Genomic DNA, 12,863 nt, shown 5'->3' on the forward strand with positions numbered 1-12,863 from the left:
GCCAGCCTTCAGTTATCGCGCTCGACGACCATATCGGCCAACATACTCAACCAGGCCGTGTTGGGCAAGCCGCTGTCCGCCAGCGCCTGCTGCGCCTGACATCGCAATTCTTGCGCCAAAGCCCGAGCCGGTTCCAAGCCCATCAAGCTGACATAGGTCGGCTTGTTGGCGTCTTGATCTTTGCCCGCTGTCTTGCCCAGCACTTCCGAGTCCTGGGTCACATCCAAAATATCGTCAACGACTTGGAATGCCAAGCCCAAAGCAGCGCCGTATTCGGCCAGCGCCTCCGTCGCCCGCGCTGGCGTCTCCGCGCAGGCCGCGCCCATCATCACACTGGCCTGCAGCAGCACACCCGTCTTGCGTCTGTGCATATCGCGCAAGGTGGCCTCATCGAGCGACAAGCCAACGCTTGCCAAATCGATGGCCTGGCCACCGGCCATACCGGCATGGCCGGCCGAGCGAGCCAACAAAGCACACAGCCGGGCTTGCAAAACCGGCGCCACGCCGCTGTCAGGCGTCAAGACATCAAAGGCCAAGGCTTGCATCGCGTCGCCGGCCAACATCGCCTGCGCCTCGCCGAATTGCACATGCACGGTCGGCTTGCCACGACGCAACACATCGTCATCCATGCAAGGCATATCGTCATGGACCAGGGAATAGGCATGGATCAACTCCACCGCACAGGCGGCCCGCATTGCGGCCTCCCGATCGCCGTCAACCGCCTCGCAGGTCGCCAAGACCAGCAGCGGCCGCAGTCGCTTGCCGCCGTCGAGCACGGCATAGCGCATCGCCACGCCCAGCCCCACCGGCGCATCAATCGGCACAAAGCCGTCGAGCGCCGCCTCACATGCAGCGAGTGAGCGCTGCATCCATTCTTCAAACTCACGGGCATTCACGCTCAGGACTCTCCCCATTGTTTCAATTCCTCGCCCTCCAGCACCTTGACTTGTTGTTCTACGGCCTGAAGTCGCGATCGGCAGAATCCCAGCAGTTCTGCCCCACGTTGGTAACTCTCAAGTAACTGATCCAGCGGCAGTTGGCCCGCTTCCATGACGGCCACGAGCCGCTCCAACTCGCCGAGCGCATGCTCGTAGCTGGTAGCCACTGTCGGCGCCGCGTCTTTTGACGCGGGTTTGGCGCTGGTGCTGGATCTGGTCATTGCGTTATGCAAAAGCGGCGATTGTAGTCAGTGAGGCCATAAGGACTGTCACAAGCCCGCCACGCCCACCCCAAAGGTCGTATTGACAGAGCACAACACGGCTTTTCGCCCGCTGGGTACAATCGCGCCCTTTCTGGATCCGCTTTTGATGGCTATCCAGCTTTTATTTCGCGAACCCGGCAGCTGATTGACAACAGGCCGGCACAAGAATCCTTCCGCTTCGCAAGCGGGTCAACCCCAGCTCAGCCCGCCGGCCGAGACTGAACGGGTGGCTGGATTCTCGGAGAACCGACTGGATCATGTCCGACCTGAGTATTTCCCTCTCAGCGCTTGAACGCAGCAAGACGCAGTTAGCTGTAACTTCCTATTTTGATGAGGCCCTGTTTCGCCAAGAACAGGTGCAGCTTTTCCAAAACGGCCCCCGCTATCTCGGTCACGCATTAGCCGTGCCCGAAATTGGCGACTACTACGCGCTACCCCAAGAAGGAGAGGGCCGCACCCTGGTGCGTACCCCCCAAGGGCTGGAGCTGATCTCCAATGTCTGCCGGCATCGCCAAGCGGTGATGCTGCGCGGCCGGGGCAACACGCGCAGCAATATCGTCTGCCCGCTGCACCGCTGGACTTACGACCTCAAGGGCGAGTTGGTCGGCGCGCCGCATTTTGAGCAGGACCCCTGTCTCAACTTGAACCGCTACAAACTGCGCGAATGGAACGGTCTGCTGTTCGAGGACAACGGTCACGACGTCGCCGCAGAATTATCCAAGCTGAGTGTTGCGGCCGAACTCGATTTCTCGGGCTATGTGCTGGACAAGGTCCATGTGCACCAATGCGACTACAACTGGAAGACCTTTATCGAAGTCTACCTGGAGGACTACCACGTCGGTCCCTTCCATCCGGGCCTGGGCCAATTTGTCACCTGTGACGATCTGGCCTGGGAGATGGGTCGCCACCATTCGGTGCAAAAGGTCGGCATCCACAAAGACTTGGCCAAGCCTGGCTCACCCGTCTACGAGCGCTGGCACGAGCAATTGCTGAAGTTCCGCGGCGGCGAGACCCCAAAGGCTGGCGCCATCTGGTTGACCTATTACCCGCACATCATGGTCGAGTGGTACCCGCATGTGCTGGTGGTGTCGACGCTATTCCCCAAGGGCCCACAGCAAACCGCCAATATTGTCGAGTTCTACTATCCGGAAGAAATCGCCGCCTTCGAGCGCGACTTCGTCGAGGCCCACCAAGCCGCGTACATGGAAACATGTGTCGAGGACGACGAAATTGCGCTGCGCATGGACGCCGGCAGGCGTGCCTTGATGGAACGCGGCGACAACGAGGTCGGCCCTTACCAGAGCCCGATGGAAGACGGCATGCTGCATTTCCATGAGTGGTACCGACGCGAGATGAATATCCGAGCTTGACCCTCAACGGCGCCAGCCCATCAGATCCAGCGCCCCGCGCAGCCTCGCTGCCGGGGCGTTTTTCATGGCTTGGCCATAATGCCTGCAGTCAACTCAGGCCAAGCCAAAATGATCCAAGCCAACTATCAGACTCTTATCTCGGTGGCGCAGCTGCAAGACCTGACCCTACTAGGTCAGACACCGCTCTTGATTGACGTCAGCTTTGATCTGGCCGACACCGAGGCCGGCCAAACCGCCTATGCCCAGGGACATCTGCCCGGCGCTCATTACCTGCACCTGGACCGCGAACTCAGCGGACCCAAGCTTGATTCCCAGGGCCAGTTTCGCGGCCGCCACCCACTGCCGGAGCGAGCCGATTTCGCCAAGCGCCTCGCCGCCTTGGGCCTGAGGCCGGGCCAGCAAGTTGTCAGCTACGACAATCAAGGCGGCATGTATGCGGCCAGGCTTTGGTGGATGCTGCGCTGGGTAGGCCATAGGCAAGTGGCCGTGCTTGACGGCGGCCAACAAGCTTGGCTGGCGGCAGGTTTGCCCATGACCACGGCCACTCCGAATGCGCAGGCAAGTGACTTCGCCGCCGCCGATTGCCTGAGCCCCAGCCTGAACGCCGCCAAGTTACAAGCCAGCCTGGGCCGAGTCAGGCTGATCGACGCCCGGGCGCCCGAGCGCTTTCGTGGCGAGCTGGAGCCCTTGGACAAGCAGGCCGGCCATATCCCAGGCGCCAGCAACCGCTTGTTTAAAAACAACTTGCAAGCCAATGGCTGCTTCAAGACCGCGCCTGAATTGAGGGCCGAGTTCGAGGCTTTGACGGCACCCTACCCGGCCGCCCAAGTCGTGCATCAGTGCGGATCCGGCGTTACGGCCTGCCACAATCTATTGGCCATGGAGTACGCCGGCCTGAGCGGCTCGCTGCTTTACCCCGGTTCCTGGAGCGAATGGTCGGCCGATTCAAGGCGACCCATCGCCAAAGGCTGAGCGCCTTAGGGATGGCGAGTACCCTTGACATAGCGCAAGATAGCCCCGCCCTCGCCGCTCGACACTGCAGAGCATTTCAACGGAGGATTGTCACCATGTTCAAGCGAATTCTTGTTCCAACCGACGGCTCTGACATCAGCGCCAAGGCACTCAACACTGCTGTCGGCATGGCACGCCTTCACGGCGCCACTTTGTACGCCTTGAGCGTCAAAGAACCCTTCCCCTACAGCGCCGTGTCCGAGATGCAGCCGACACCGCCGCAGGAATTTTTTGACGTTCAGGAACGCATCGCTGCCACCCGCGTCAAGGCGGCCATGGACGCTGCGGCTGCCGCCGGCGTCGCTTGCGAAGGCCATACCGTCGAGGCCTTGCATGCCTGGGAAGCCATCATCGAACATGCGAGCAGCAATCAATGTGACTTGGTTGTTATGGCCTCGCATGGCCGGCGCGGTGTGCAAGCCTTGTTGCTCGGCAGCGAGACGCAGAAGGTGCTGACCCACTGCACCACACCGGTGCTCGTGGTTCGCTAAACCAGCTGGGGCCTGACTCAGTGGCCGTGGCCGCCGTGACTGGAAACCGCCACGACCATCACCACCAGCCCCAAGCCGCCGCCCAGCCAGGCCAGTTGCAGCACCGTTTCGCGCCAGGGCAGGCGGCGCTGCAACTGCGGAATCAAATCCGCCACCGCGACATAGATAAAGCTGCTGCTTGCGGCCACCAGCAGATAGGGGAACAAGCTTTCCCAGGGGCCGACCAAAAAGTAGCCGACGACGCCGCCTATCACCGCGGCCAGGCCGGACAGCGCGTTGAACAACAAGGCCTTGGAGCGTGAGAAGCCGGCATTGAGCAGCACGATGTAGTCGCCCACCTCTTGTGGGATTTCATGCGCAATGATGGCCAGCGAGGTCACCAGTCCCAAATAGGGGTCGGTCAAAAAAGCCGCCGCAATGATGATGCCGTCGCAGAAGTTGTGGATGCTGTCGCCGACCAGCACACTGGTGCCGCCCTTGCCGGCCTGCTCGACGTCAAAGTGATGATGATGGTGATGGCCATCGCCCTCATGGTGATGGGTGTGACGGTACAGCTCAGCCTTCTCGAGCAAAAAGAAAAACATCAGGCCGCCCAACAGCGTCATGAACAGCGACTGCGGGCTGGCGCGGCCATCAAAGGCTTCGGGAAGCACTTGCAACAAGGCCGTGCCCAGCAAGATGCCGGTCGATAAGCTGACCAAATGTTTGACCACACGCCCCAAGAGGCTCACGGTCAGGCTGGCGGCAATCAAGACCGACAGCAGCCCGCCGGCCAAGGTCGCCAGCACGATATAGAGAAGAGTCATGGTTTTCCAGTGAACTGCAGGCCCAAACTAGAACCGCGCCCAGTCGGCGCGGCTTAAATTCAGGCAGCCGCGCGTCGCGCAGGCCAACATCTTATCAACCGTGTCAAGCGGCAAGCCTTCCCGGCGGACTCGGCTCGGCTGTTGTTATCCGGCGCAGGCAGGCGCCCGAGCGCATGAAAGCGCATCGGCTGTCCCAAATTTGTCGTCATTTACACCGACAATCGCGCGCATGAATTTGCCCGCTACTCCCTTGAGCTCCGACCTAGCCGCCCCACTTGCCGCCATCGACATGGGCTCCAACAGCTTCCGACTGGAAATTGCGCATATGCCGCGCGGCCAGTACAAGCGTCTCGAATACCTGAAAGAAACCGTACGCCTGGGCGCTGGCTTGGACGCCGAGGGCATGTTGACCGAAGCGGCGATGCAGCGCGGGCTGGACTGTCTGGCTCGCTTTGCCAAGCGGCTGAACGGATTCCCCGCCGTGCGTGTGCGTGCCGTCGCGACGCAAACCTTGCGCGAAGCACGCAACCGCAACGCATTTTTGGAGCGTGCCAAAGAAACCTTGGGTTTCCCGATCGAGGTGATTTCGGGCCGCGAAGAGGCGCGGCTGATCTTTGCCGGCGTGGCGCGCATGCAGCCGTCCAACTTGCCACGCCTGGTAATCGACATTGGCGGGCGTTCGACCGAGATGATTCTGGGCAAGGGCCGCAAGCCGCAGCGAGCCGAATCCTTTCAGGTCGGCAGTGTCAGCCTATCCTTGCGCTTCTTCCCCGAGGGCAAGTTCACCGCTGACGCCTTCCGCGCGGCCCAGGTCGCGGCCGGCGCCGAGTTGGAAGAAGCCTTGACGCTGTTCAAGCCGGCCCTGTGGCAAGAGGCACTGGGCTCCTCAGGCACGGTCGGCGCGGTGGCGCAAATTCTGGCCGCCAGCGGCGTGACCGATGGCCGCATCACCCAAGCCGCGCTGCGCTGGTGTATTGAGCAGGCCTTGGCGGCTGGCAGCATGGACAAGCTCAAGCTGCCCGGCCTGAAAGAAGACCGCCGCGCCGTGGTCGGTGGCGGCCTGTGCATCCTCTACACCTTGCTGACGCAGTTCGGCATCGAGGAGTTGCTGCCCGCCAAGGGAGCGCTGCGCCAAGGCGTTATCTTCGATCTGATCGAACGGCTTGAAGCCGAAAGCGCCGCCGCCCTGGGCCTGACCGCGCTCGATATGCGTGACGCTTCGGTCGCGGGCCTGCAGCAGCGTTTCTCCGTTGACCTGCAACAGGCCGGCCGCGTGCAGGCGGTGGCCGAAGCGCTGCACCGCCAACTGCTGCCACGCACAGACGGGGAACGCCGGCGCGAGTTGCACTGGGCGGCCGCCTTGCACGAGATCGGCATGATGGTCTCGCACCACGACCACCACCGCCACAGCGCTTATTTGCTGGCCCATGTGGACGCAGCCGGCTTCTCGCAAGACCAGCTCAAGCGCCTGGGCGACTTGGCCCTGGGTCAGCGCGGTGGCCTGCGCAAGCTGGATGGCTTGCTCGATGATGAGAGCCTGCTCTGGCAATTGCTGAGCTTGCGACTGGCCTCGATCAAATGCCATGCACGCAGCACGGTCAACCCCTTGGCCATGCGACTGAGCCGCCAAGGCCGACGGGTGCAATTGACGCTCCCCAAAGGCTGGGCCGCCGAGCATCCCAGGACTCACTTTTTGCTGCAAGAAGAAGCGCTGGCCTGGGGCCGTAGCGGCGTGCTGGAATTGACGATCGCCTAAAGAAAGTCCGGCGCCTGCACCGCCTGCAGCAGCAGCTCGGACTGCCCGTCACGCTCGCGCGAGCGCAGCCACCAGACTGCGCCCTTCTTGACGGACCAGGGCTGGTCATGCCCGGTCAAGAGCAGCGCCGCCAACATGCCCAGCGTGGGCTGATGGCCGATCAGCAGCGTGGGCTCGGTCGCATCCGGCCAACGTGCAGCGGCCAGCAGGTCTTCAACGCTGGCGTCGGGCGCAATGCTGGGGACGATGCGGAACTCCCGCCCCAGCGCTTCGGCCGTGCTGACGGTACGCTGCGCCGGGCTGACCAGCACGCGCGTGCTGGCCGTCATGCGCTGGTTCAACCATGCTGCCATGCGCTTGGCCTGGCGCTCTCCCTTGGGCGTCAGACAGCGCTGCAGGTCGGTGCTGCCTTCGCGCAGCAATTCAGCCTCGGCATGACGCCACAAGATCAAATCCATTGCGCCAGCCCCATCAATTCTCTAAAAAGCGCCGCATCAAGGCTTGCTGAGCACTGATGCCCCCGCCGCCGACTCTTGTGGATCGTCCATCGGGGCCGAGCTGCCAGGCATCCAGGCTGTCATGCAAATAGGGTTGCAGCGCTTCGTCGATGACGCGCTGGCGCAGCTTGGGGTCTTGCACCGGCCAAGCGATCTCGATACGGCGGAACATATTGCGGCTCATCCAATCCGCGCTGGACAAGTACAAGGCCTCGTCCGCATCCGTCGGGCCCCAGCGGAAATAGCTGATCCGCGTGTGCTCCAAAAAGCGCCCCACCACCGAGCGCACCACGATGTTGTCGCTGATCCCGGGCAAGCCGGGCGGCAGCATGCATGCGCCGCGCACGATCAAATCGATCTTGGCGCCGGCCTGCGCCGCACTCAAGAGTCCGTTGATCAACTCGGTGTCGGTCAAGGCATTGATCTTGACGACGATGCGCGCCGGCCGGCCCTCGCGCGCAGCCTGCTCCACCCGGGCCAAATACTCCATCATGCTGCTGTGCAGATTGAACGGCGCCAACAAAAGCCGGCGCGGCATCTTGATCTTGCCCAGCGAAGCCAGCTGACGGAAAACCGAATCGGCATCCGAGGTCAGCTCGGGATCGGCCGTCAAATAACCCAGATCGGTATAGAGCAGCGCCGTCTTGGGGTTGTAGTTGCCTGTCGACAAATGGGCATAACGCTTGAAACGATTGCCCTCGCGGCGCGTGATCAGCATCAGCTTGCCGTGGGTCTTGAAGCCCACAATGCCGTACACCACCTGCGCGCCGACGGCTTCCAGCCTTTCGGCCCAATTGATATTGGCCTCCTCGTCGAAGCGCGCCTTCAGCTCGACCACCGCCATCACTTCCTTGCCGCGCCTGGCCGCCTCGATCAGCAAATCCATCAACACCGACTTGCTGCCGGTGCGATAAATCGTCAGCTTGATGGCCATCACAGCCGGGTCTTCGACCGCCTCGCGCAAAAACTGCACGACCGGGTCGAAACTCTCAAAGGGGTGGTGCAACAGTACATCGCCCTTGCGTATGCACTCAAAAATCGACTTTTGACGCGGTAAACGCCACTCCGGCCAAACCGGCTCATGCGGCACAAAGCGCAGCTCCGGCGCATCGGTCTGATCAATCAACTCATTCAAGCGCACCAGATTGACCGGCCCGTTGACGCGGTAGAGCGCGGCGGCCGGCAACTCAAACTGTTCAAGCAAAAAGTCCGCCAACTCGGCCGGACAGCTTTTGGTCACCTCCAAGCGCACGGCGCGCCCGAAGTTGCGTGTCGTCAGGCCGGAGCGCAGTGCGTGGCGCAGATTGGCGATCTCTTCTTCGTCCACCTCCAACTCGGAATCGCGCGTCACACGGAACTGCGAAAAAGACTCGACCTTGCGCCCAGAGAACAGCTCCTCCAGATGCGCGCGGATGACGCTGGTCAGCAAAGCGAAGGCCTGCTGACCATCGCTGAGCGCGGCAGGCAGCTTGATCACGCGCGGCAGCACCCGGGGCACCTTGACGATGGCGATACGGTTGTCGCGACCGAAAGCATCTTTGCCCGACAAGCGCGCGATGAAGTGCAGCGACTTGTTGGCCACTTGCGGGAACGGGTGCGCGGGGTCCAGCCCCACCGGCACCAAGAGCGGGCGCACCTCGCGCTCGAAATACTTGGCCACCCACAAGCGCTGCGCGTCGTTGCGATCGGCGTGGTTGAGGATGGTGATCTTCTCGGCCAGCATCTTGGGCGCGAGTTGCTCATTGAAGATCGAATATTGCTCGTCGATCAGCGCATGGGCGGCGCGGGCAACGCGCTCCACATCACGCGCATTGATCGAAGACTGCGGGTCGCGCGCGGCGTCCAGCATGTCGGCAAAGCGCACCTCGAAGAATTCATCCAGATTCGAGGACACGATGCAGACATAGCGCAGCCGCTCCAGCAGCGGCACATCGACGCGCTGCGCCTGCGCCAGCACCCGCCGGTTGAATTCAAGAATGGCTTGCTCTCGGCTGAGCAAGGCGATGGGCTGCGTGTTTAGGGTCATGAGCCTATTTTAATTGAGCTAGCGCAACCCCGACCGACGCCGGCTGTGCAGCAACACCCTTCGCCACCGGACGGCGGTAACGCTCACTCCAGTCCAATATCTCCAGCCGCCCGTCAGCATGCTCGACCAAGGCCGTCAGGCTCTCGACCCAGTCGCCATCGTTGGCGTAGAGGATGCCGTCGATCTCGCGCAGCTCGGCATGGTGGATATGGCCACAAACCACGCCGTGCACGCCGCGCTTGCGCGCCTCGCGAGCGACGGCGACCTCGAAGTCGGAAATAAAACTGACCGCCCGTTTGACCTTGAGCTTCAGGTATTTGGACAAGCTCCAATAGGGCAAACCCATGCGGGCACGCAGCCGGTTCAGGTAGCTGTTGAGCTTCAAGGTGAACTCGTAGGCGGTGTCGCCCACATGCGCCAGCCACTTGGCGCATTGGATGACGCCGTCGAACAAGTCGCCATGCGTGATCCAGAGCGTGCGGCCATCGGCCGTCTCATGAATCCAATCTTGCACGACCTCAATGCCGCCGAAGTCATGATTGACGTACTTGCGCGCAAACTCGTCGTGGTTGCCGGGAATAAAAATCACCCGGCAGCCTTTGCGTGCCTTGCGCAGCAGTTTTTGCACCACATCGTTGTGAGCCTGCGGCCAATACCAGCTGCGGCGCAACTGCCAGCCATCAATGATGTCGCCGACCAAGAACAGCTGCTCGCATTCAACCTCGCGCAAGAATTCCAGCAAGGCCTCGGCCTGACAGCCGGGCGTGCCCAGATGAATGTCCGAAATCCAGACGGTGCGAAAGCGCTGACTCGGCTCATCGGCGCCGGCAGTGGCTTCAGCGTCATCAAGCGCTGGGTTGGCAAGGGCGGCGGCGGCGCGCGCCAGGGCGGAGTCGTGCTGCATGGCTGGGAAGCTTGACGCGCGGGCGTGTCGCGGCCGTGGCAACTCGGTGAAGCTTGCGTGACAAGCACTCGATCCGCGGGCTGCCCGGATAATCAGCCCCATGCACCTGATGATTCCCCATACCAGCGCCGTCGGCGAGGCCGCCTCCCACACGCTGGGTGAACTGACCCTCCCCCATCTCGCCGAATTGCTGCCGCTGCTCACGCCGGTCGGCGCGCCAATAGGTAGCGACGAATACAGCTTCAACACGCCTTTTGAGCTGGCCCTTGCCCAACTGCGCGGTGCGCCTGCAGTTGAGGACGGCTGCTTGCCCACCGCAGCCTGGGGGCTGGCAAAAGATCCGGCCGGCCCTGAGGCCTGGGCCCAACTGAGCCCCATTCACCTGTCGGTCGGCAGTGACCAAATCACTGCCCTGCCCCCACAAGCGCTGGCGCTGACCGAGGCCGAGTCGCAAGCCTTCTTCAACAGCTTGGCCGAACTGTGGCCGGCGGACGAGGGCTGGGCCGCGCAGTGGCGGGGCCGCGATCAATGGCTGATCGCCCACCCCAGCTTTGCCGGCCTGCGCAGCGCCAGCCTAGAGCGGGTGGTGCAGCGCAATGTGGACCCCTGGATGCCGCAAGCCCGGCGTTTGCGGACGCTGCAAAACGAGGTGCAGATGCTCTTGCATGGACACCCTTTGAATGAGGCCCGCGAGGCAGTCGGCGCCTTGGCCCTGAATTCGGTCTGGATCAGCGGCTGCGGCGTTGCCCGCGGCGGCCCCTTGCCGGCCGATTTACAAATCGAGGAGGGTCTGCGTGAGCCGCTGCTGGCGGGCGACTGGCAGGCCTGGAGCGATGCCTGGGTGCGACTCGACGCCGGCCCTGTGGCGGCTTTGTTGGCGAGGGCCAGGCAGGGCGAAACTGGCCTGCGCCTCACGCTTTGCGGTGAGCGCTTGGCGAGCAGTTGGTCGCTGAAGCCACGCCCGCGCCTGCAAAGGCTCTGGCAGTCCTTGCGGTCAAGCCGCAGCAACACCGCCAGCATCTTGGGGGCGCTATGAGCGCCGGCCCGCAGCTGATTCAGCGGCCGGCCGCGCCGCGTGCCGCCTGGGCACTGGAGCAAGCGGGGCTGTCGCCGCTGCTGGCACAGCTGTTTGCGGCGCGCGGCGTCAAAACTGCCGAGGAACTGGACGACGGCCTGGGGCGCTTGCTGCCGCCCTCGGGCCTGAAGGGTATCGCCGACGCGGCGCGACTGCTGGCCGATTGCATCGAAGCGCAGGCGCGCATCTGCATCGTCGCCGACTATGACTGCGACGGCGCGACCGCCTGCACCGTGGCGCTGCGGGGTTTGGCCTTGCTGGGCGCCAAGCCGGCGCAGCTGGGCTATGTGGTGCCCGACCGTGCCATTCACGGCTACGGGCTGACGCCGGCCATCGTCGACCTGGCGCTGGCCCAACAAGGGCCGCGCCCGCAGCTCTTGATGACGGTCGACAACGGCATCGCCAGCATTGCCGGCATTGCGCACGCCAAGGCGCTGGGCCTGCAGGTGCTGGTGACCGACCATCACCTGCCCGCTGTCTTCGACGGCGTCACCGAGTTGCCCGAGGCGGCGGCCATCGTCAACCCCAGCCAGCCCGGCTGCACATTCGAGAGCAAAAATTTGGCCGGCGTCGGCGTTGCTTTTTACGTGCTGCTGGCGCTGCGCAGCGAGTTGCGCACGCGCGGGCATTTCGACGCGCAAAGCCAGCCCAAGCTGGACGGCCTGCTTGACTTGGTGGCCCTGGGTACGGTGGCCGATGTGGTCAGGCTTGATGCCAACAACCGCCGTCTGGTCTCGCAGGGCTTGAAGCGCATGCGCGCCGGTAGGGCGCACCCCGGCGTGGCCGCCTTGTTCAGCGCCGCGGGCCGCGACAGCGCGCGCGCCAACGCCTTCGATCTGGGCTTCGCGCTGGGGCCGCGCATCAATGCGGCAGGCCGCCTGTCCGATATGACGCTGGGCATCGAGTGCCTGCTGACCGACGACCCCGGCCGCGCGCTGGAGTTGGCCAAGCAGCTTGACGCCATCAACCGCGAGCGCCGCGTGATCGAGGCCGATATGCGCGAGCAGGCCGAGTTCAAGCTCGATGCGCTGCTGCAAGACCCGCGCCTGAAGGGTGAGCCGCCGCCGGCGCTGGCGATCTTCGAGGCCGAATTCCACGAAGGCGTGGTCGGCATCATCGCCTCGCGCCTGAAGGACCGCGTGCACCGGCCGACCTTTGTGTTCGCGCGCGGCGCCGACGGCCAGCTCAAGGGCTCGGGCCGCTCGATTGCCGGCTTTCATCTGCGCGACGCGCTGGATCTGATCAGCAAACGCCACCCCGCTTTGCTGAAGAAGTTTGGCGGCCACGCGATGGCGGCCGGCTGCACGCTGGCGGATGACGGCTTTGAGCCCTTTGAAGCGGCCTTGCGCGAGGTGGCCGGTGAATGGCTGGATGCCAGCGCCCTGACCCGCACCCTGCGCACCGACGGCCCCTTGGCGCCCGAGCACTTCAAGCCCGACAGCGTGCGGGCGCTGGAGGCGCAGGTCTGGGGTCAGGCCTTCGAGGCGCCGCTGTTTTGCGACGCAGTCGAAATCATCTCGCAGCGCATCGTGGGCGAAAAGCACACCAAGCTGCGGCTGCGCCAAGCCGGTCAGCTGCGGGATGCGATCTGGTTCGGCCATATCGAGCCGCTACCCAGCCAAGGCCAGATGGCTTACCGGCTCAGCCTGGACGAGTACCAGGGGCAACAACGGGTGCAAATGATTGTTGAAGCAATGGTGTGAGGCCTGCTCTTTTAGAATGCCGC

General features: G+C 63.4%; 12 protein-coding genes. 6 read left to right on the plus strand and 6 right to left on the minus strand.

Annotation, left to right across the window (positions count from 1 at the left end):
• Nucleotides 1–8: 8 nt before the first annotated feature.
• Both LNV08_RS20615 and LNV08_RS20620 read right to left on the minus strand, forming a co-directional pair.
• On the minus strand, nt 9–914 hold the full coding sequence (locus LNV08_RS20615) for a polyprenyl synthetase family protein (protein WP_414858778.1): 906 nt from the start codon (nt 912–914) through the stop codon (nt 9–11).
• Nucleotides 899–1,159 carry an exodeoxyribonuclease VII small subunit gene (locus LNV08_RS20620; protein WP_263535622.1) on the minus strand — a complete coding sequence of 87 codons (261 nt, stop codon included), beginning with the start codon at nt 1,157–1,159 and terminating at the stop codon, nt 899–901. Before LNV08_RS20620 ends, LNV08_RS20615 begins: the two co-directional genes overlap by 16 nt.
• 299 nt (nt 1,160–1,458) lie before the next feature.
• On the opposite strand from LNV08_RS20620, the gene LNV08_RS20625 reads away from it, so the two are divergent.
• From LNV08_RS20625 to LNV08_RS20635, 3 genes are all read left to right on the plus strand, one after another.
• Nucleotides 1,459–2,571, plus strand: a complete 1,113-nt coding sequence (locus tag LNV08_RS20625; protein WP_263535623.1) for an aromatic ring-hydroxylating oxygenase subunit alpha — start codon at nt 1,459–1,461, stop codon at nt 2,569–2,571.
• 108 nt (nt 2,572–2,679) lie between these two features.
• Nucleotides 2,680–3,543, plus strand: coding sequence for a sulfurtransferase (locus LNV08_RS20630; protein WP_263535624.1), 864 nt, complete (start codon nt 2,680–2,682; stop codon nt 3,541–3,543).
• Nucleotides 3,544–3,638: 95 nt separating this feature from the next.
• Complete coding sequence (locus tag LNV08_RS20635) at nt 3,639–4,073, plus strand: universal stress protein (protein ID WP_263535625.1); 435 nt, start codon at nt 3,639–3,641, stop codon at nt 4,071–4,073.
• A gap of 17 nt (nt 4,074–4,090) precedes the next feature.
• Here LNV08_RS20635 and LNV08_RS20640 read toward each other — a convergent pair whose 3' ends face one another.
• Nucleotides 4,091–4,879, minus strand: coding sequence for a ZIP family metal transporter (locus LNV08_RS20640; RefSeq protein WP_263535626.1), 789 nt, complete (start codon nt 4,877–4,879; stop codon nt 4,091–4,093).
• Between the two features lie 229 nt (nt 4,880–5,108).
• Here LNV08_RS20640 and ppx point away from each other — a divergent pair, with 229 nt between their 5' ends.
• Nucleotides 5,109–6,635, plus strand: coding sequence for an exopolyphosphatase (gene ppx, locus LNV08_RS20645; RefSeq protein WP_263535627.1), 1,527 nt, complete (start codon nt 5,109–5,111; stop codon nt 6,633–6,635).
• On the opposite strand, the gene LNV08_RS20650 is transcribed toward ppx, so the two are convergent.
• From LNV08_RS20650 to LNV08_RS20660, 3 genes are read right to left on the minus strand one after another with little or no spacing between them, the layout of a single operon-like run.
• Nucleotides 6,632–7,093: a SixA phosphatase family protein gene (locus LNV08_RS20650; RefSeq protein WP_263535628.1), complete on the minus strand. Its 462-nt coding sequence runs from the start codon at nt 7,091–7,093 to the stop codon at nt 6,632–6,634. The genes ppx and LNV08_RS20650 overlap by 4 nt on opposite strands.
• Nucleotides 7,094–7,106: 13 nt before the next feature.
• Complete coding sequence (ppk1, locus tag LNV08_RS20655) at nt 7,107–9,158, minus strand: polyphosphate kinase 1 (protein WP_263535629.1); 2,052 nt, start codon at nt 9,156–9,158, stop codon at nt 7,107–7,109.
• Nucleotides 9,159–9,162: 4 nt separating this feature from the next.
• Complete coding sequence (locus tag LNV08_RS20660; protein WP_263535630.1) at nt 9,163–10,062, minus strand: UDP-2,3-diacylglucosamine diphosphatase; 900 nt, start codon at nt 10,060–10,062, stop codon at nt 9,163–9,165.
• 100 nt (nt 10,063–10,162) lie between these two features.
• On the opposite strand from LNV08_RS20660, the gene LNV08_RS20665 reads away from it, so the two are divergent.
• Together LNV08_RS20665 and recJ are read left to right on the plus strand one after the other, a co-directional pair.
• Nucleotides 10,163–11,098, plus strand: a complete 936-nt coding sequence (locus tag LNV08_RS20665; RefSeq protein WP_263535631.1) for a hypothetical protein — start codon at nt 10,163–10,165, stop codon at nt 11,096–11,098.
• The gene (gene recJ, locus LNV08_RS20670) at nt 11,095–12,840 is read left to right on the plus strand and encodes a single-stranded-DNA-specific exonuclease RecJ (RefSeq protein WP_263535632.1); all 1,746 of its coding nucleotides are present in this window, start codon (nt 11,095–11,097) and stop codon (nt 12,838–12,840) included. The genes LNV08_RS20665 and recJ overlap by 4 nt, the downstream gene beginning before the upstream one ends.
• Nucleotides 12,841–12,863: the final 23 nt, after the last annotated feature.

The organism is Paucibacter sp. TC2R-5 (assembly GCF_025717605.1).
In the GTDB taxonomy this organism is placed as follows: Bacteria; Pseudomonadota; Gammaproteobacteria; order Burkholderiales; family Burkholderiaceae_C; genus Paucibacter_A; species Paucibacter_A albus.